The organism is Nocardioides oceani, from assembly GCF_030412965.1.
In the GTDB taxonomy this organism is placed as follows: Bacteria; Actinomycetota; Actinomycetes; order Propionibacteriales; family Nocardioidaceae; genus Nocardioides; species Nocardioides oceani.
The window spans coordinates 143,903-161,737 of sequence record NZ_JAUHJQ010000008.1; the positions used below are offsets into that span (position 1 = coordinate 143,903).

The following is a 17,835-nucleotide window of genomic DNA, read 5'->3' on the forward strand; positions in this document are numbered from 1 at the left end:
CGGGCGTCAGACCGGATCGTCGGCCGGTGCCGTGCCGCGGTGGGCGGTGACCTCTCCCGCGAGCGCCGCGGCGAGGAGGACGAAGCCTGCCGCGACGCCGGTCGCGGGGGCGGCGTGCGCGAGGTCCGCCGAGACCGCGGCCGCACCGGCCAGTGCGACGACCACCAGCGCGCCGGCGAGGCCGGTGAAGAGCGGGGCGGCGAAAGCACGGGCGAACGGCCAGAAGTGCACGCCGACGACGCCGACGACCCACGGGAGCGTGAGGTCGGGCCGGTCGACCAGCGCCAGCAGCCGCGCCCCGAGCACGATGGCGAGCACCATGAGCCCCACGCACCAGCCGTAGGTCCGCACCGCCGCGCGCGACGGCGGCGGCACGTCGCCGGTCGACCGCAGGCCCGCCGCGACCGTCGCGACGAGGAGGACCGCCGCGGCCGCGTGCAGCGCCCCGGCGCCGGGCAGGCCGCCGGCGTTGACCAGGACGAACACGACGCCCCCGACCGCGCCGACGAGGCTGCCCGCCGTCCGCCTCCTCACGCCGGGCACGCCACCTGCGCGGGGGCTCAGCCCTGGGCCCAGGCGCGGCTGAAGCCGTCGAGGTACTGCCGCACGGTCTCCCGCTCGCTCACGACCAGGCTGACGCCGTCGGCCGCGAGCGCGCCGTCGGACCAGGCCGGCCCGCCGACCCAGGCCTTCTGGACGCCGGCGCGCTTGCCGTAGCGCCCGTCGATCACGAGCAGGTTGCCGCCGACGTCCGCGGCGCGGGTCGGCACGTCCGCCCGGTGGAGCGTGCGGCGCACGCCGGCGAGCACCTGCGGGCCGAGCACGGCGGCGACGTCGCAGCCGCGCTCCCGCAGGGCGACCAGCCGCTCGGCGATCCGCTTGCCGCGGTCACCGGCCCAGGAGCGGACGGCGACGCGGACGTTCGTGCGGCCGTCGGCGGTGCGCAGGCCCTCGGCGTTCCGGCAGCCGACCGCGGCCAGCCCGCGCAGCACCGGGTCGCGCCGCGGCACGTCCGGCACGGGGTAGAGCTGCGCGGTGTAGCGACCCCAGCTGAGGACGCGCGTGCGCGTGGCGTCGGTGGTGTCGGCGGCGAGCCGGTCGAAGATCCGGCCGTACCCGGCGTACAGCGCGGCGTCGGAGGAGACGTAGGTGCTGGACCAGCGGTTGCGGGCGGCCTTCAGCGGCTGGCCGCCGCCGACCATCGTCAGGTCGGTGGTGCCGCCGGCGCGGCTGACGAGCAGCACGCTGGCCTCGGTGCGGCCCGCGCCGCCCAGGCAGCTGGCCTGGCACCGGACGACCCAGGAGGCGACGGCGCGGTCGCTGCCGAGGGCGCCCGCGAGGCGGCGCTCGACGTCCGTGCCGCGCCCGTCGCCGAGCACGACCTGCACCGAGACGCCCTCGGCGGCCGCCGCGAGCAGCGCGTCGGCCAGGGCCGGCTCGTCGAGGCGCCCGGCCGCGAGCCGGACCAGGTCGCCGGGCTCGGCGTTCATCACCGCGCGCGCCTGGCGGTCGCCGATCCGCTTCCGGTCGGCGCCGGTCCCGCCGACCGGGCGGTTGTGCAGCGCGCCGGTGGCGAACAGGTCGATGGTCCGGTAGCTCAGCACGACGGCGTCGTGGTCGGAGTTGAAGCCGCGGACCACGGTGCCGCCGGCCCGGCTGTAGCCGCTGCCCTGGCGCAGCGTCATCGCGTAGTCGAGCAACGAGCCGGGGCCGCGCGACCCCGTCAGCGGCATGTCGAAGCTGACCAGGCCGCCGAGGGCGTCGGTGGGCAGGCCGGCCAGCCGTCGCCGGCGGTCGGCGAGGTAGTTGACGTTGAGGTCGCCGGTCGCGAAGACGTGCTCGGTCGACTGCGACAGCCGCCGGATCTCGTTGCGCAGCATCCGCAGGTGCTTGCGCAGCCGCGGGATCCGCTTCATGTTCGTGAGCTGGGCGTCGCGTGACGCCTGCGCGATCGTGTGGGTGTTGATGATCCCGAACACCTTGCCGGTGGCGAGCTCGCGCAGCCGGACGGTGTTGATGTAGCGGGCGGGCGTCACGCCCTCCTCGGGCCCGTGCGTCATCACCGAGCGGCCCTCGATCATCCGGAACCGCTGGCGGTCCCACACGATCGGGATGGTGACCCCGGCTCCGTTGGGCATGTACCAGCCCCAGTCGCGCTCGGTGAGCAGCTTGATCAGGTTCTGGCGGTCCTCGGGCTGGGAGAACTCCTGCAGGCCGCCTGCGTCGCCGAGGGTCAGCACGCGTCGGACGTCGGCCATCGCCTTCTTCGGGCCCAGGCAGTAGCAGACGTTGAGCGTGAAGGTCCGGTACGTCGCGCTCGGCACCGCCGCCGCGACCGGCACGAGCGCCGTCGTCGGCGCCTCCGCGGTCCGGCCGCCCGGCGTGCCTGCCGTGGCGACGAGGGCCAGGCCGAGCCCGAGGGCGAGCACGCCAGCGAGGGCGGTCGCGAGCGTGCGGCGCACGACGTGCACGACCACGGTCGGGGCTCCCACGCGGACTCCTCGGGGCGACGGTTCGGGCGCGCCACGAGCCGGGCGCGAGGGAATCACACCAGCCACATCTGTCACACGCAACGCTTCGGCGACAACTACAGATCTGTAATTCTCCAGGCGCAGCGCGGGCCGGTCGACGCCGGGTCGGCGCGGACGCCCTCCGGAGCACAGCCGCACCGCGTCGGGACCCGGCCCGCCACACCTCCCGAGCGCACCGGTCCTGCCGCTGCGCCCTTCCCGGCTACCCAGGAGCAGCGACGATGCCCGTCCTCCCCACCCGACCCGACCCCTCCGCCGGGGTCACCCCAGGCCGACCGGGCCGCCTGCCTCCCGCCGACCCCGACGAGCCGCGGGTCCGGGACGCGCACCGCGCGAGCGTGCGCCGGACCCCCGACCGCATCCACCAGGCGCTCGACCGCACGGACGCCGGCGCCTGCGGCGAGTGCACGGCCTGCGGTCGGCTCGTCGCGCTGCTCGACCTGCGCCGGTGCCCGTGGCTCGAGCGCTGCGACGCCTGCTCCCTCAGCTCGGTCTGACGGCGGCGCCGACGGAGCGGGCCGGCGCGGCCGGGCTCAGCTGTAGGTCGCGCGGACGGTGTCGGTCACCGGGACCGACTGGCACGCGAGCCGGATGCCCTCGGCGAGGTCCTCGTCGTCCAGCACGTCGTTGTGCAGCATGTCGACGTCGCCCTCGAGCAGCCGGACGGCGCAGGCCGAGCACTCCCCCTCGCGGCAGGAGTACGGCGCCTTGACGCCCTTGGCCTCGAGGTGGTCGAGCATCTTGGTGCCCGGCGCCCAGTCGTCGAAGGCGTGCGTCTCGCCGTCGAGCTCGACCTCGAGCCGCACCGGCCCCGAGGGCCCGCCGCCGTGGCTGGCCGGCTCCTGGGCCGCGTCGTCCTCCTCGTGCTCCGCGGCGTCGATCTCCTGCTCGGCGACCTCGACGTCGTGCAGGTCGCCGAAGGGGTTGCCGCCCAGGGACACGAACTTCTCCTGGTGGCGCCGCTCGCGCGGGAACTCCAGCTCCTTGAGCGCGGCCACCGTCATCTTCATGAACGGCGCGGGACCGCACACGAACGCGTCGTACGTCGCGTAGCCGGCGGCGAACGCCTTGACCTGCTCGTGGCTGGGCAGGCCCTGCACCGACTCCAGCCAGTGCACGACGACCAGCCGGTCGGGGTGCTCGGCGGCGAGCCGCGCCAGCTCGCCGGCGAAGATCACCGACCGCTCGTCGCGGTTGGCGTAGAAGAGCACGATCCGGCCGGTCCCCTGCGCCAGGGCGGTGCGCGTGATCGACATGACCGGGGTGATCCCGCTGCCGCCGGCGAAGAGCAGCAGGTCGGCGCTCAGCGAGGCCGGGGTGAAGATGCCGCTCGGGGGCAGCACCCGCATCGAGTCGCCGGGCGCGAGGTGGTCGCAGATCCAGTTGGAGGCGTATCCCCCGTCGGTCCGCTTGACCGTGATCGTCAGCGGTCCGCCGCCGACCGGGCTGCTGCACAGCGAGTAGCAGCGGGCCGCCACGCCGGTCTGGTCGCTCGGCACCGCGACCGTCAGGAACTGGCCGGGCTTGTAGGCGAAGTGCTCCTCCGCGCCGGCCGGCACCTCGAAGCTGATGGAGCGGGCGTCGGGCGTCTCCTCGACGACGTCGAGGATCTTGAGCTCGAAGGAGTCGGTGTCCACGGGGTCTCTCTGGTCGGGGGTCGGGAGCGAGCGGGGCCGGGTCAGTATCCGTCCTCGGCACCGACGGGCACGGCACCCTCCCGCACGGCGGTCTCGATGCTGGCCAGCATCCGCGGGCAGCCGGCGTGGCTCTCGCGGCCCCCGGCGCGGCGGGTCAGCTCCGGGCAGTGCGCGCGCGCCTCGGTGCTCCACTGGATCGAGGTGTGGTGCTCGCTGTTCTTCTTCACCCCCACCGTCGCCAGGCAGTCGAGGCAGGCGACCTCGGTCAGCCGGGCGGAGGTGTAGAGCCGCTGGTCCTCGAGGGTGTCGGGGCTGAGCGGGACGAACGAGGCCATCTCAGGTGCCCGTCATGACCTGGGGCTTGCCCTCGGCCTCGGGGTTGGCGACGCCGTCGGCGCCCTCGCCGTCCTCACGGGCCTTCTTCGCGAGGTTCTCCGCGACCTCGGCCTGCCAGAACTCGTTGGCCTTGGTCGTGTCGACCTCGAACTCGAACCGGTCGACCATCTCGGGTGCGATGTCGGCGACGTCGACGTAGAACTGCTCGTACCACCGGCGCAGCTGGTAGACCGGACCGTCCTCCTCGCACAGCAGCGGGTTCTGGACCGGGACCTTGTTCTTCCAGATGTGGACGTCCTGCAGGAAGCCCTCGCCGAACATCGTGGCGTACTTCTTCGCGATGTACTGCGCGGTCTTCTCGTCGAGGCCCTCGGGCTTCTTGACCGCGATGCCGTACTGCAGGGTGAAGGAGTCCGGACCCGTGGGCAGGTGGCAGTTGATGAGGACGACCTCGGTGATGAAGCCCTTGTAGTCCACCTCGAGCCAGTTGATCATGTACGACGGCCCGTAGTAGGTGGCCTCGGACTTGAGGAACATCTCGGCGTCGCCGTACCCGCCGCTGACGTCGGGGCGGCCCTTGGACGCCATGTACTGCGTGGCGCGGGTGCCCTCGAAGACGTTGCGGAAGCTGGTCGGGAACGACAGGTGCACGTAGTAGAAGTGGGCCATGTCGACGACGTTGTCGATCAGCTCGCGGCAGTTGGAGCCCTCGATCGGCACGACCTCCCAGAACCAGTCGGTCCACTCGTCGGTGCCGATGCCGGGCAGCTCCGGCGGGAGGACGTCCATGTCGGGGGCGCCGCCCTCGACGTCGTGCCAGACCAGCACCTGGCCGTTGCGGATGACGACGGGGTACTTCTGGGTGCGGGCGCGCAGCGGGACGCGGCGGGCGTAGGGGATCTGCTTGCACTTGCCGTCGCCGCCCCAGCGCCAGTCGTGGAAGGGGCAGGCGACCTCGTCACCCTTGACCGAGCCCTGGGTCAGGTCGCCGCCCATGTGCCGGCAGTAGCCGTCGAGGACGTTGGTGCCGCCCTGGCTGTCCTGCCAGACCACGAGCTTGGTGCCGAACGCCTCGATGCCGTGCGGCTTGCCGTCGGCGAAGGCCGACTCCAGGCCGAGGCAGTGCCAGCCGCGCGCGAAGCGCTCCGGCGGCTTGCCCTGGTCCAGGTAGCGGGTGCTGGAACCGGTGTCACTCATCAGGTGCCCTCCAGTCGTCGATGGCCGAACCGCGAGCCGGTGGACCAAAACGAGAACAGGTTATAGTTTTCGGAGCGGTCTTTCCACCACTGGCCCCACTCGGCAGGAGTCCGAACCATGCACCTTGCCCTATCGGAGGCGGAGCTGCGGCTGCGCGAGGAGCTCCGCGAGTACTTCTCCGCCCTGGTCACCCCGGAGGTGCGCGCCGGCCTGGCCGCCTCGACGGGCGAGTTCGGCGAGGCGGGGGTCTACAAGGACGTCATCCGCCGGCTGGGCCGCGACGGCTGGCTCGGCATCGGCTGGCCCGAGGAGTACGGCGGCCAGGCCCGCTCCATGGTCGAGCAGCTGATCTTCACCGACGTCGCGGCCGACCACGGCGTACCCATCCCCTACCTGACGCTCAACACCGTCGGGCCGACGATCATGCGCTACGGCACCCCCGAGCAGAAAGACCACTTCCTGCCGCGGATCCTCGCCGGCGACCTGCACTTCTCGATCGGCTACTCCGAGCCGGGCTCGGGCACCGACCTGGCCTCGTTGCGCACCCGCGCCGTCCGCGAGGGCGACGAGTGGGTGATCAACGGGCAGAAGATGTGGACCTCCCTCATCCAGTACGCCGACTGGGTCTGGCTCGCGTGCCGCACCGACCCCGACCTGCCCCGGCACAAGGGCCTCTCGATGATCCTCGTGCCCGCCGACGCGCCCGGCTTCTCCTACACGCCGGTGCACACCGTCGCCGGGGTCGGCACGAGCGCGACGTACTACGAGGACGTCCGCGTGCCGGCCTCCAACCTGGTCGGCGAGCTCAACGGGGGCTGGGCCCTGATGACCAACCAGCTCAACCACGAGCGGGTCGCGCTGACCTCCTCGGCCCCGCTGACCCAGTCGCTGCGCCTGGTCCGCGCGTGGGCCCAGGAGACCAAGACGGCCGCCGGCGGGCGGGTCATCGACACCGAGTGGGTGCAGATCGCGCTGGGCCGGGCGCACGCCCGCATCGAGATGCTCACCCAGCTGAACTGGAAGCTCGCCTCGGACGCCGACCACGGCGTCGACCTCTCCCCAGCCGAGGCCTCGGCCACCAAGATCTACGGCTCGGAGCTGGCGACCGAGGTCTACCGGTCGCTGATGGAGGTCGTCGGGCCGAACGCCGCCCTGCCCGGCTCGGTCGAGGGCTCGGTCCTCGCCGGCCGGCTCGAGCGGATGTACCGCTCCTCGCTGGTGATGACCTTCGGCGGCGGCACCAACGAGATCCAGCGCGACATCATCGGCTACGTGGGCCTCGGGCTGCCCGCGGCGAAGAGGTAGGGCACCGGCATGGACTTCTCCTTCACCCCCGAGCAGGACGAGGCGGCCGAGCTGGCCGCCCGCATCCTCGCCGACCGCGCCACACCGGAGCGGATGCGCGCGGTCGAGCAGGACGGCGACCGGTTCGACCGCGACCTGTGGCGCGACCTCGGCGAGGCCGGGATGCTCGGCCTGGCCCTGCCCGAGGAGCACGGCGGCGCCGGTCTCGCGATCCTCGAGCTGTGCCGGGTCTTGGTCGAGGTCGGCCGCAAGGTCGCGCCGGTCCCGCTCGCCTTCCACGGGCCGGCCGCGCGGCTGGTCGCCGAGCACGGCTCGCCCGAGCAGCAGGCGGCATGGCTCCCCGGAGCCGCCTCCGGGGCCTCGGTGCTCACCGCCGCGGTCGCCGAGGACCGCTCCTTCGCACCCGAGCGACCGACGACCGTGGCCAGCCGCGGCGGGGACGGGTCCGGCTGGGTGCTGACCGGCGCCAAGGCGGTCGTCCCGGCAGGGCCGTACGCCGACCTGCTGCTCGTCCCGGCCGACACCCCCGACGGGGTCGGCGTCTTCCTCGTCCGGCCCGACGACGCGGGGGTCACGCTGACCCCGCAGGCGTTCACCGACGGCGACCGGGTCGCCCGGCTCGAGCTCGCCGGCGCCGCGCTCCCCGCGGACCGGCTGCTCGGGTCCGCCGACGGCACGGTCGACCGGCGGCTGCGCCAGCTGCTCGTGCTCGCCGCGGCGGCCGAGCAGCTGGGCGTCACGGAGGGCGCGCTGGCGCTCACGGCGACGTACGCGAAGACGCGGGAGCAGTTCGGTCGGCCGATCGGCACCTTCCAGGCGGTCTCCCAGCGGCTCGCGGACGGCTACATCGACGTCCTCGGCCAGCGGCTGACCCTCTGGCAGGCGGCGTGGCGGCTCTCCGAGGGGCTGCCCGCCGACAGCGAGGTCGCGATCGCGAAGCTGTGGGCGGCCGACGCCGGACACCGGCTCGCGCACACGACGGTCCACGTCCACGGCGGGGTCGGCATCGACCTCGACGGGGAGGCGCACCGCTACTTCACGACCGCGAAGCGCTTCGAGTTCCTGCACGGCGGCGCGACCGAGCAGGCGCTGCTCATCGGCCGCCACCTGGCCGCCGAGCCCGCCTGACCCAGCGGCACCACCCGCGTCGTCCGATCGGTCAGACCCGGCCGGATCGGCGGCGCGCCTGCTTGACGTCCGCCTAGCCTCGGCGGCATGTCCCCCCGGCTGCCGCTGCTGCCTGCCCTCGTGGTGGCGCTCCTGCTCGCGCTCCTGCCCGCCGCGCCGGCCGGCTCCTCCCCTGCTGGCCCGGCCGCCGCGCCGGCGGCCGGCGACAACCCGCTCGCGGGCGGGACCTGGGGCGTCTACCGGGGCGGCGCGGAGATGGCGTGGGCACCGTACGAGCGCGCGACCGGCCGCAAGCGCGAGCTGCTCGGCCGGATCGCGAACGCTCCCAAGGCGAAGTGGTTCGGCGACTGGATCCCCGACCGCGACATCGGCGCGCGCGTGCGCGAGTACGTCGCGAACGCCCAGGGCGGGGACCGGGACGCGCTGGTGCAGCTGACGGTCTTCCGGATGGTCCCGTGGGAGCACGAGGCGTGCACGCGCCTGCCCACGAAGACCGAGAAGGCGTCGTACAAGCAGTGGATCCGGGGGTTCGCGGAGGGCCTGGGCGACACCCGCGCCGCGGTCGTCCTGCAGCCCGACGGCCCGTTCGCGCTGTGCGCACCGCGCGGGTCGACGCAGCTCTCCCGGCTGGTGGGGTACGCCGCCCGCACCCTCGCCGCGCTCCCCCGCACCGCGGTCTACATCGAGGTCGGCTCGGCGGGCTGGAACCACCTGGACCCGCAGCTGGCGGTGACCCAGCTGGTCCGCGCCGGCGTCCGCCGCGTCCGGGGGTTCCACCTGAACACGACCCACTACGAGACGACCGCCCGGCAGGTCCGGTTCGGCGCCCAGGTCGTCGAGGCGCTGGCGGCCCGTGGCATCACCGGCAAGCACTTCACCGTCGACACCGCGCAGAACGGCCGCGGCTTCACCTGGGAGTACAACCGGACGCACCACGGTGGCCGGTTCGACAACGCACCGACCTGCCGGACCAGGCAGCAGCGGCACTGCGTCACGCTCGGGATCCCGCCGACCTGGCGGGTCGCCGACGAGCGCTGGGGCCTGCCCGACGACGTACGCCGCCTGGCGGCCGAGCACGTCGACGGCTACCTCTGGTCGGGCCGGCCGTGGCTGCACCGCCAGGCGAAGCCGTTCGACCTGCAGCGGGCGCTCGCGGTCACCCGCACCACGCCGTACCGCTGAGCCCGCCCGCGGCGCCTAGACGCTGAAGCCGTCGAGCCGCTTGACCGTCTCGTCGAACTCGGCGACCAGGTCGGCCATGACGTCGGCGACCGGGCGCACCTCGTTCATCCGGCCGACGATCTGGCCGACCGGCATCGAGATGACGTCGGGGTCGTTCGAGGCGACGATCCGGTTGTGCGCCTCGGCGACCAGGAGGTTCTGCAGCGGCATCGGCAGCGGCTGTGGGGCGCCCTCCTCGGCCCAGGCCTCGGTCCACCTCGTCTTCAGCAACCGGGCCGGCTTGCCGGTGTAGACCCGGGTGCGCACGGTGTCGGAGGAGGTGGCGCGCGTGAAGGCGGTCTCCCAGGCGGAGTGGTTGGCCGAGAGGTTGCGGTACTCCTCGGTGCCGAGCCAGATCGAGCCGGTCCAGACGCCCTGGGCGCCCAGCGCCAGCGACGCCGCGACCTGGCGGCCCGAGCCGATGCCCCCGGCGCCGAGGACCGGCACGTCGGGGCCGACCGCGTCGACGATGTCGGGGGTCAGCACCATGCTGGCGACCTCCCCGGTGTGGCCGCCGGCCTCGAAGCCCTGCGCGACGATGATGTCGACGCCGTTCTGCACGTGGCTGAGCGCGTGCTTGGCGGCACCGGCGAGCGCGGCGACCTTCACGCCGTGCTCGTGGCACTTGTCGATGACGTCCTTCGGCGGGGAGCCCAGCGCGTTGGCGATGAGCACCGGGCGGTGCTGCAGGGCGACGTCGAGGTGGCTGCGGGCCACCGAGTGCAGCCAGCCGAGGACGCCGTCGCGACCCTCGCCCTCGGGCAGCGGCGGGATGCCCAGCTTCAAGAGCGTCTGGTCGACGAACTGCTTGTGCTCGTCGGGAATCATCGAGGAGACGTCGAGCCCCTTGACCTCCTCCGGCACCTTCATCGGCATGACGATGTCGACGCCGTACGGCTTGCCGTCCGTGTTGTCGTCGAGCCAGCTCAGCGTCTGCTCGAGCTCCTCGGTGTCGTTGAACCGGACGCAGCCGAGCACGCCCAGCCCGCCGGCGCGCGACACGGCGGCCGCGACGTGCTCGGAGGGGGTGAAGGCGAAGATCGGGTAGTCGATGCCGAAGGCGTCGCAGAGGGGGGTACGCATCAGGTGCTCAGGCTCCCGTGGGTGCGGTGGCGGACGGTGTAGCGGAGGGTGCGCCCGAGGTGGCCAGCGCCATCTCCTTGGCCTTGGGGTACTGCGCCTTGCCGGTGGCGTTGCGCGGCACCCGGTCCACGATCGTGAGCGCCCGCGGCAGCTTGTAGCCCGACAGGTGGGCGCGCAGGAAGGTGCGCAGCTCCTCGAGGTCGAGGGTGTGCCCCTCGCGCAGCTCGGCGACCGCGGCCACGGCCTGGCCGTAGCGCTCGTCGGGGACGCCGACCACGAGCACGTCGTACACCGCCGGGTGCCCCTTGATCGCCATCTCCACCTCCTCGGGGTAGACCTTCTCCCCGCCGGTGTTGACGCAGTTCGAGCCGCGGCCGAGCAGCGTGACCTTGCCGCCCTCCTCGATCCGGGCGTTGTCGCCGGGCACCGAGTAGCGCTCGCCGTCGATCGTCAGGAACGTCGCGGCGGACTTGACCTCGTCCTTGTAGTAGCCGACCGGCACGTGGCCGCCGCGGCCGAGCCGCCCGATCCGGCCGACGTCCTTGGTGACGTCGAGGACGCGGTTGTCCTCGTCGATGACCACGCTGGCCGGGCCGAGCGCGACGACCGGGCCGTCGGGGCTGATGTTGCCCTTCTCCTGCATGCCCATGCCCTGGAAGCCGGTCTCGGAGGCGCCGATGGAGTCGGTGAAGACGGCGTTGGGGAACGCGTCCATCCACCGCTTCTTCACCGGCGGGCTGAAGATCGCGGCGCTGCTGGAGATCGCGAAGAGGCTCGAGCCGTCGAAGCCGCCCTCCTCGTAGGCCTCGATGAGCGGACGGGCCATCGCGTCGCCGGTCATGAAGATCAGCTGGACCTTGTCGCGGTCGATGATCTCCCAGGTCCGGACCGGGTCGAACTTCGGCTCCAGGATCGTCAGGTGGCCCGCGAACAGGTGCATGAGCAGGCCCGCCTGCGCGCCGCCGTGCATGAGCGGGCTGAGCGGGAAGGTGACCATCCGCGGGTCGTTGGCCTGCTTGGACTGGTCGTACTCGTCGAGCCGGTCGCCGGTGTAGAAGTCGATGCCGCCGCCGAGCACCCGCCAGAAGTCCTCGTGGCGCCACATGACGCCCTTGGGGAAGCCGGTCGTGCCGCCGGTGTAGATGATGTGCAGGTCCTCGCCGCTGCGCTCGCCGAAGTCGCGCTCGGCGGACTGGCCCGCCAGCGCGTCCTCCCACAGGACGCCGCCGTACGACGACACGTCGCTGGTGTCGTCGGGTTCGATGGCGTCCGGCATCACCACGGCCACCCGCAGCTTGTCGTGCTGGGGGAAGCACGCGGCCACCAGGTCGGCGTACGGACGCTCGTGGATCAGCGCGACGACGTCGGCGTTGTCGAAGAGGTAGTTGAGCTCGCCCTCGACGTACCGGTAGTTCACGTTGATGTTGACCGCGCGGATCTTCACGACCGCGAGGACCGCCACGACGTGCTCCACGCTGTTCTTGGCGTAGATGCCGACGTGGTCGCCGGGGCCCACCCCCTGCGACTGGAGGTAGTGCGCCAGCTTGTTCGACTCGGCCTCGAGGTCGGCGTACGTGGCGACCCGATCACCCACCTTGACGGCCGGGTTGTCGGGCGCGGCGTCGACCGCGTGCTCGAAGAGGTCAGCGATGTTGTGAGCCACGCCGGGGAGACTAGAACACGTTCTCGTTCTTGGCTAGCATCCCGCCATGACCAGCACGGACGCCGCCCAGACCCCCTCTGCGACCTCTTCGGAGGAGCCGCACTGCCTCGTCGAGCAGGACGGCCACAAGCTGGTCGTGACCATGAACCGGCCGGCCTCCCGGAACGCCCTCTCCGGCGAGATGCTCGCGATCATGGAGCAGGCCTGGGACCGGGTGAACTCCGACCCGGAGATCCGGGTGTGCATCCTGACCGGGGCCGGCGGCTACTTCTGCGCGGGCGCCGACCTGAAGTCGATGTCCAAGCGGCCGCCGTCGGAGAGCTTCGAGTCCGGGGAGTACGACCCGACGGTCATTAAGGGGCTCCTGAAGGGCTTCCGGCTCACCAAGCCGCTCATCGCCGCCGTGGAGGGACCCGCGATCGCCGGTGGCACCGAGATCCTCCAGGGCACCGACATCCGGGTGGCCGGGGAGTCCGCGAAGTTCGGCATCTCCGAGGCGCGCTGGAGCCTCTACCCGATGGGCGGCTCCGCGGTGCGGCTCGTGCGGCAGATCCCCTACACCGTGGCCGCCGACCTGCTCCTCACCGGCCGCCACATCAAGGCGCCCGAGGCCAAGGAGATCGGGCTGGTCGGGCACGTCGTCCCCGACGGCCAGGCGCTCGCCAAGGCCCACGAGATCGCCGACATGATCGCCGCCAACGGGCCGCTCGCCGTCCAGGCCATCCTCCGCACGATGCGCGAGTCCGAGGGCAAGCACGAGGACGAGGCCTGGAAGGACGACGCCCGGGTCGGCGCCGCCGTCTTCGCCTCGAACGACGCCAAGGAGGGGCCGCGCGCGTTCGCCGAGAAGCGCGCCCCGCGGTTCACGGCGTCCTGAGCCCCGGCGCGTCCCGAGCCCCCTTTCCCCCGACCCGCCCGACGGCGCACACTGGCACGATGACCCGCCGCGAGCCGCAGGACCGGACCGACTACACCCGCCTGCCGGCACCGACGCCGATCGAGGACACGGTCGTCTCGGTCGACGCCGCGCCGCTCCCCGACCCGCACGCCGGCCGCAACGTCGACCAGCACCTCGCGCTGCGCGAGGACTGAGCCGGTCACCGCGCGGCGGAGACCTTCCCCACAGGCACGCCACCCGTTGCCAGGGAGGGTGCCGGGTACCGCGCGGGCATGACCAGTGACCTCGAGGCAACGACCGACGACCTGCAGCACACCATCCGCGAGCTCTGGCAGCAGGCCCAGGGCGGGGCCGGCGAGCTCGCGCCGCCGGAAGGGTTCGGCCAGTCCGTGACCTCGGTCCGCGACACCGAGATCGCCGAGGCGACCGGGCTCGAGCTGGACCCGGTGCGCGAGTACCTCGACAACGCCGACGGCACCCTCCTCGTCGTCGGCCGCGACGGCGACACCCGCACCGTCAAGGCGCTCCTCTAGGAGCGTCCGGAGCGCTCAGGCGCCGCCGTCCACCAGCGCCTGGACGGCGGCGCCGTACCACCGGGCCACCTGCGCGCTCGGCGCCCCGCTGACCACGGGGTCCTCCAGGATCGCCACCGCCTCGAGCAGGCCGCCGACCTGGGCTGCCACCAGCCGGGCCCGCAGCGCGACGTCCGGCCCGGACAGCCGGTCCGCGAGCGGCGCGGCGAGCGTCGCGTCCATCGCCTCGAGCAGGTGGGCGCGCACCTGGTCGCTGTCGGTGGCCCGGATCATGGCGCGGTACGTCGTCCGGAACACGCGACCGAGCCGGTCGTCGAGCACGAGCGAGACGAGCCGCTCCCCCAGCCGGCCCAGCGGACCGTCCAGCGCCTGGCCGAAGGCGCCCTCGACGTCGATCGTCTCGAGGAACAGCTGCTCCTTGGAGCCGAAGTGGCGCATCACCAACGCGGCGTCGACCCCGGCCTCGGCGGCCACCGCGCGCACCGACGTGGCGGCGTACCCCTGGGCCTGGAACTGCCGCCGCGCGGCCTCCGCGATCGCCGCGCGCGTGCTGGACCCGGTCACGCGCCGCAGGCTAGTGCGTCAGCCGACGGCGCGGTCCCCGGTCCAGTACTGCGCGCGGAGCGCCTTCTTGTCCGGCTTGCCCAGCGCGGTGAGCGGCAGCGCGTCGGCGACCACGACCTGCTTGGGCGCCTGCACCGAGCCCTTGCGCTCCTTGACCATCTCCTGGATCTCGGCGGTCATCCGGGCGACGGCCTCCTCGTCGCGCGGCGCGTCCTCGCGGAGCACGACGATCGCGGTGACCGCCTCGCCGAACTTCTCGTGCGGGGTGCCGATGACGCCGACCTGGGCGACCGCGGGGTGCTCGGCCACGACGTCCTCGACCTCGCGCGGGAAGACGTTGAAGCCGCCGGTGACGATCATGTCCTTGGTGCGGTCGACGATGTACCAGAAGCCGTCCTCGTCCTCACGCGCCACGTCGCCGGTGTGCATCCAGCCGTCGCGGAAGGTCTCCGCGGTGGGCTCGGGCAGCTTCCAGTAGCCGCCGGCGAGCAGCGGCCCGGCCACGCAGATCTCGCCGGGCTCCCCGGTCGGGACCGGCTGGCCGTCCTCGCCGAGCAGCGCGGCCCGGAGGAAGGCGGAGGGCCGGCCGCACGAGGAGAGCCGGCGGTCGTCCCCGGACACGTGGTCCGCCTTGCCGAGGTAGGAGATGACCATCGGCGCCTCGGACTGGCCGTAGTACTGCGCGAAGATCGGCCCGAACCGGTCGATGGCCTCGCGCAGGCGCACCGGGTTGATCGCCGAGGCGCCGTAGTAGACGGTCTCGAGCGAGGACAGGTCCCGCGTGCGGGAGTCCGGGTGGTCCATGAGCGCGTAGAGCATCGAGGGCACCAGCATCGTCGCGGTGATCCGCTGCTCCTCGATCGTGCGCAGCACCTCGGCCGGGTCGAACTTCGCCAGCACGTAGAGGCAGCCGCCCTTGAGCACGGTCGGCACGAAGAACGCGGCACCGGCGTGCGAGAGCGGGGTGCACATGAGGAAGCGGGGCGACTCGGGCCACTCCCACTCCGACATCTGGATCTGCGTCATCGTGTTCATCTGCCGCGCGGTGCCGACGACGCCCTTGGGCTTGCCGGTGGTGCCGCCGGTGTAGGTGATCGAGACGACGTGGTCGTGCGGGAGCAGGGCGGCCTCGAGGGGCGCCGGGTCGAACTCGGCGGCCTTCGCGGTGAGGTCGGTGGTCTCGGCGCGTGTCGCGGCCAGCTGCTCGGGCACCGGCCCGATGGTCAGCACCTTGTCCAGCCCCGGGCAGCGCTCGAGCAGGCCGAGCGCACGCTCGAGGAACATCGGGTTCGGGTCGATGACCAGCGTGGTGATCTCGGCGTCGTTGATGACGTAGGCGTGGTCCTCCAGCGAGCCGAGCGGGTGCAGCGACGTACGCCGGTAGCCCTGCGTCTGGCCCGCGCCGAGGATGAACAGCACCTCCGGGCGGTTCAGCGCGAGCAGCGCGCCCGCGGTGCCCCGGCCGGCGCCGAGCGCCTCGAACGCCTGGACGTACTGGCTGATCCGCTGGGCCACCTCCCCACCGGTGAGGGTGACGTCGCCGAGGTGCATGACGGGCTTGGTGCGGTGCTTCTTCAGCGCGGCGACCATGAGGTGGCCGTTGTGGGTGCCGAGCCGCATGAGCTCCTCGGTCGACGTGGCGTCCGGGCCCCGGTCGAGGGTCGGGGCGCTCATGCGAGCACCTCCGCGACGCGGCGGACCTCGTCCGCGGAACGGCAGCTGAGCAGCAGCGTGGTCACTCCGGTCTCCTCCCACTGGGCGACGCGCTCGCGCACCTCGCCGGCGGTTCCGATGATGTGCATGTCGTCGACGAGCTCGTCGGGGATGAGCGAGGTCGCCTTGTCCTTCTCGCCGGTCAGGTAGAGCTCCTGGACCTCGGCCGCCAGGTCGGCGTGGCCCATCCGCTCGAAGACCTGCTTGTGGAAGTTCTGGTCCTTCGCGCCCATGCCGCCCATGTAGAGCGCCACGAACGGCTTCATCGTGTCGATCACGGCCTGCTTGCCGGCAGCGTCCTCGACGATCTCGAGGTGGCAGGTCGCCGCGATCTCGAAGTCGGCACGGGTACGACGGGCGCCGGGCCGCGCGAAGCCCTCGTCGAGCCAGGGCTGGTACATCCCCGCCGACCGCGGGGTGTAGAAGATCGGGATCCACCCGTCGGCGATCTCGGCGGTCTGCGCGACGTTCTTGGGCCCCTCGGCACCGAGCCAGATCGGGACGTCGGCGCGCAGCGGGTGCACGATCGGCTTGAGCGGCTTGCCCAGGCCGGTCGCGCCCGGTCCGGCGTACGGCAGGGGGTGGTGCGGGCCGTCGTTGGTCACGGGCGCCTCGCGGGCCAGCACCTTGCGGATGACGTCGACGACCTCGCGGGTGCGGGCGAGCGGCTTGGCGAACGGCTGGCCGTACCAGCCCTCGACGACCTGCGGCCCGCTGACGCCCATCCCGAGCACGACCCGGCCACCGCTGAGGTGGTCCAGGGTCAGCGCGTGCATGGCGATCGATGTCGGCGTGCGCCCCGACATCTGCACGATCGAGGTGCCGAGCCGCAGGCGCGTCGTCTCGCGCCCCCACCAGGCCAACGGGGTGAAGGCGTCGGAGCCCCACGCCTCGGCGGTGAACACCGCGTCGAAGCCGGCGTCCTCGGCCGCCGCGACGAGCTCCGCGACCCCGGTCGGCGGCTGCGCGCCCCAGTAGCCGAGCTGCAGTCCGAGTTTCATGACCGCCACCCTGGCAGACCCTTGCCGCGATTTCTAGAACGTGTTTCACTTCCGGACCATGTCCCGAACCTTGTCCGCTCCGGTCACGGTCGCCTTCGACTACACCCGGTCGACCGGCCCCGTCCTGGGCCGCTTCCTCACCGGGCTGCGCGACCAGCGCGTCGTCGGCGGCCGCACCTCCGAGGGCCGCGTCGTGGTCCCCCCGCCCGAGTTCGACCCCGTCACCCACCAGCAGCTCGACGACTTCGTCGAGGTCGCCGACACCGGCACCGTCACGTCCTGGACGTGGGTGCCCGAGCCCGTCGCCGGCCAGCCGCTGGACCGGCCCTTCGCCTTCGCGCTCGTCACGCTCGACGGCGCGGACGCGCCGATCGTGCACGCGCTCGACGTGGCCTCCCCCGACCAGGTCCGCACCGGCATGCGCGTGCGGGTCCGGTGGGCCGCCGAGCGGGTCGGCGCCATCACCGACATCGCCTGCTTCGAACCGGCCGAGGACGCCCCGACCGGCTCCGCGACCGAGCTCGGCGACCTGGGCGACAACCCCGTCACGGGCGTGATCACCCCCGTCGAGCTGGACTACCAGTACGCCGCATCGCCCGAGGAGTCCGCGTTCTACCGAGCGATCGCCGAGGGCCGGATCATCGGCCAGCGCTGCCCCGCGTGCGGCAAGGTCTACGTGCCGCCGCGCAGCGCCTGCCCCGCGGACGGCACGCCGACCACCGACGAGGTCGAGCTCTCCCAGACCGGGACCGTGACGACGTTCTGCATCGTCAACGTGCCCTTCCTGGGCCAGCGGATCACGCCGCCGTACGTCTCGGCGTACGTCCTGCTCGACGGCGCCGACATCGCCTTCCTCCACCTGATCCTCGACATCCCCGCCGAGGAGGTCCGGATGGGCATGCGGGTCAAGGCGGTCTGGAAGCCCCGCGAGGAGTGGGGCACCACGATCGAGAACATCAGCCACTTCAGTCCCACCGGCGACCCGGACGCGGACTACGACACCTACAAGCACCACCTGTGAAGGG

The 17,835-nt window shown here is 72.8% G+C and carries 18 protein-coding genes; 8 read left to right on the plus strand and 10 right to left on the minus strand.

The window, feature by feature from the left end; translation table 11 throughout:
- Positions 1–6 precede the first annotated feature (6 nt).
- A complete protein-coding gene (locus QWY28_RS17775; RefSeq protein WP_300953911.1) occupies positions 7–534 on the minus strand; it encodes a hypothetical protein in 528 nt (175 codons plus the stop codon).
- Positions 535–560: 26 nt separating this feature from the next.
- A complete protein-coding gene (locus tag QWY28_RS17780; protein WP_300953912.1) occupies positions 561–2,492 on the minus strand; it encodes an exonuclease/endonuclease/phosphatase family protein in 1,932 nt (643 codons plus the stop codon).
- Between the two features lie 260 nt (positions 2,493–2,752).
- Here QWY28_RS17780 and QWY28_RS17785 point away from each other — a divergent pair, with 260 nt between their 5' ends.
- Entirely contained in the window at positions 2,753–3,028 is a 276-nt protein-coding gene (locus QWY28_RS17785) for a hypothetical protein (RefSeq protein WP_300953913.1), read from the plus strand.
- Positions 3,029–3,064: 36 nt separating this feature from the next.
- Here QWY28_RS17785 and QWY28_RS17790 read toward each other — a convergent pair whose 3' ends face one another.
- Genes QWY28_RS17790 through QWY28_RS17800 form a run of 3 tightly spaced genes read right to left on the minus strand, consistent with a single transcriptional unit; the run spans position 3,065 to position 5,701 of the window.
- Entirely contained in the window at positions 3,065–4,168 is a 1,104-nt protein-coding gene (locus QWY28_RS17790; RefSeq protein ID WP_300953914.1) for a ferredoxin--NADP reductase, read from the minus strand.
- Between the two features lie 41 nt (positions 4,169–4,209).
- Complete coding sequence (locus QWY28_RS17795) at positions 4,210–4,503, minus strand: hypothetical protein (RefSeq protein WP_300953915.1); 294 nt, start codon at positions 4,501–4,503, stop codon at positions 4,210–4,212.
- Position 4,504: 1 nt separating this feature from the next.
- Positions 4,505–5,701: a 3-ketosteroid-9-alpha-monooxygenase, oxygenase component gene (locus QWY28_RS17800; RefSeq protein ID WP_300953916.1), complete on the minus strand. Its 1,197-nt coding sequence runs from the start codon at positions 5,699–5,701 to the stop codon at positions 4,505–4,507.
- A 117-nt stretch (positions 5,702–5,818) separates the two neighbouring features.
- Here QWY28_RS17800 and QWY28_RS17805 point away from each other — a divergent pair, with 117 nt between their 5' ends.
- The 3 genes from QWY28_RS17805 to QWY28_RS17815 all read left to right on the plus strand — a co-directional run bounded on the left by QWY28_RS17805 (position 5,819) and on the right by QWY28_RS17815 (position 9,316).
- Positions 5,819–7,006: an acyl-CoA dehydrogenase family protein gene (locus QWY28_RS17805; protein WP_300953918.1), complete on the plus strand. Its 1,188-nt coding sequence runs from the start codon at positions 5,819–5,821 to the stop codon at positions 7,004–7,006.
- A gap of 9 nt (positions 7,007–7,015) precedes the next feature.
- Positions 7,016–8,134, plus strand: a complete 1,119-nt coding sequence (locus QWY28_RS17810) for an acyl-CoA dehydrogenase family protein (protein WP_300953919.1) — start codon at positions 7,016–7,018, stop codon at positions 8,132–8,134.
- Positions 8,135–8,221: 87 nt separating this feature from the next.
- Positions 8,222–9,316: a glycoside hydrolase family 6 protein gene (locus tag QWY28_RS17815; RefSeq protein WP_300953920.1), complete on the plus strand. Its 1,095-nt coding sequence runs from the start codon at positions 8,222–8,224 to the stop codon at positions 9,314–9,316.
- Positions 9,317–9,331: 15 nt separating this feature from the next.
- Here QWY28_RS17815 and QWY28_RS17820 read toward each other — a convergent pair whose 3' ends face one another.
- Positions 9,332–10,438, minus strand: coding sequence for an NAD(P)H-dependent flavin oxidoreductase (locus QWY28_RS17820; RefSeq protein WP_300953921.1), 1,107 nt, complete (start codon positions 10,436–10,438; stop codon positions 9,332–9,334).
- Positions 10,439–10,445: 7 nt separating this feature from the next.
- Complete coding sequence (locus QWY28_RS17825; protein WP_300953922.1) at positions 10,446–12,101, minus strand: acyl-CoA synthetase; 1,656 nt, start codon at positions 12,099–12,101, stop codon at positions 10,446–10,448.
- Positions 12,102–12,147: 46 nt separating this feature from the next.
- Here QWY28_RS17825 and QWY28_RS17830 point away from each other — a divergent pair, with 46 nt between their 5' ends.
- The 3 genes from QWY28_RS17830 to QWY28_RS17840 all read left to right on the plus strand — a co-directional run bounded on the left by QWY28_RS17830 (position 12,148) and on the right by QWY28_RS17840 (position 13,532).
- Entirely contained in the window at positions 12,148–12,978 is an 831-nt protein-coding gene (locus QWY28_RS17830; RefSeq protein ID WP_300953923.1) for a crotonase/enoyl-CoA hydratase family protein, read from the plus strand.
- Between the two features lie 59 nt (positions 12,979–13,037).
- The gene (locus QWY28_RS17835) at positions 13,038–13,193 is read left to right on the plus strand and encodes a hypothetical protein (protein WP_300953924.1); all 156 of its coding nucleotides are present in this window, start codon (positions 13,038–13,040) and stop codon (positions 13,191–13,193) included.
- A gap of 78 nt (positions 13,194–13,271) precedes the next feature.
- Complete coding sequence (locus QWY28_RS17840) at positions 13,272–13,532, plus strand: hypothetical protein (RefSeq protein WP_300953925.1); 261 nt, start codon at positions 13,272–13,274, stop codon at positions 13,530–13,532.
- Positions 13,533–13,547: 15 nt separating this feature from the next.
- On the opposite strand, the gene QWY28_RS17845 is transcribed toward QWY28_RS17840, so the two are convergent.
- From QWY28_RS17845 to QWY28_RS17855, 3 genes are read right to left on the minus strand one after another with little or no spacing between them, the layout of a single operon-like run.
- Entirely contained in the window at positions 13,548–14,096 is a 549-nt protein-coding gene (locus tag QWY28_RS17845; RefSeq protein WP_300953926.1) for a TetR/AcrR family transcriptional regulator, read from the minus strand.
- Positions 14,097–14,114: 18 nt separating this feature from the next.
- On the minus strand, positions 14,115–15,770 hold the full coding sequence (fadD8, locus tag QWY28_RS17850) for a fatty-acid--CoA ligase FadD8 (protein ID WP_300953927.1): 1,656 nt from the start codon (positions 15,768–15,770) through the stop codon (positions 14,115–14,117).
- Positions 15,767–16,810 carry an LLM class F420-dependent oxidoreductase gene (locus tag QWY28_RS17855; RefSeq protein ID WP_300953928.1) on the minus strand — a complete coding sequence of 348 codons (1,044 nt, stop codon included), beginning with the start codon at positions 16,808–16,810 and terminating at the stop codon, positions 15,767–15,769. The genes fadD8 and QWY28_RS17855 overlap by 4 nt, the downstream gene beginning before the upstream one ends.
- A gap of 58 nt (positions 16,811–16,868) precedes the next feature.
- Between QWY28_RS17855 and QWY28_RS17860 the strand changes: the two genes are divergently transcribed.
- Positions 16,869–17,831 carry a Zn-ribbon domain-containing OB-fold protein gene (locus QWY28_RS17860; protein WP_300953929.1) on the plus strand — a complete coding sequence of 321 codons (963 nt, stop codon included), beginning with the start codon at positions 16,869–16,871 and terminating at the stop codon, positions 17,829–17,831.
- Positions 17,832–17,835 lie beyond the last annotated feature (4 nt).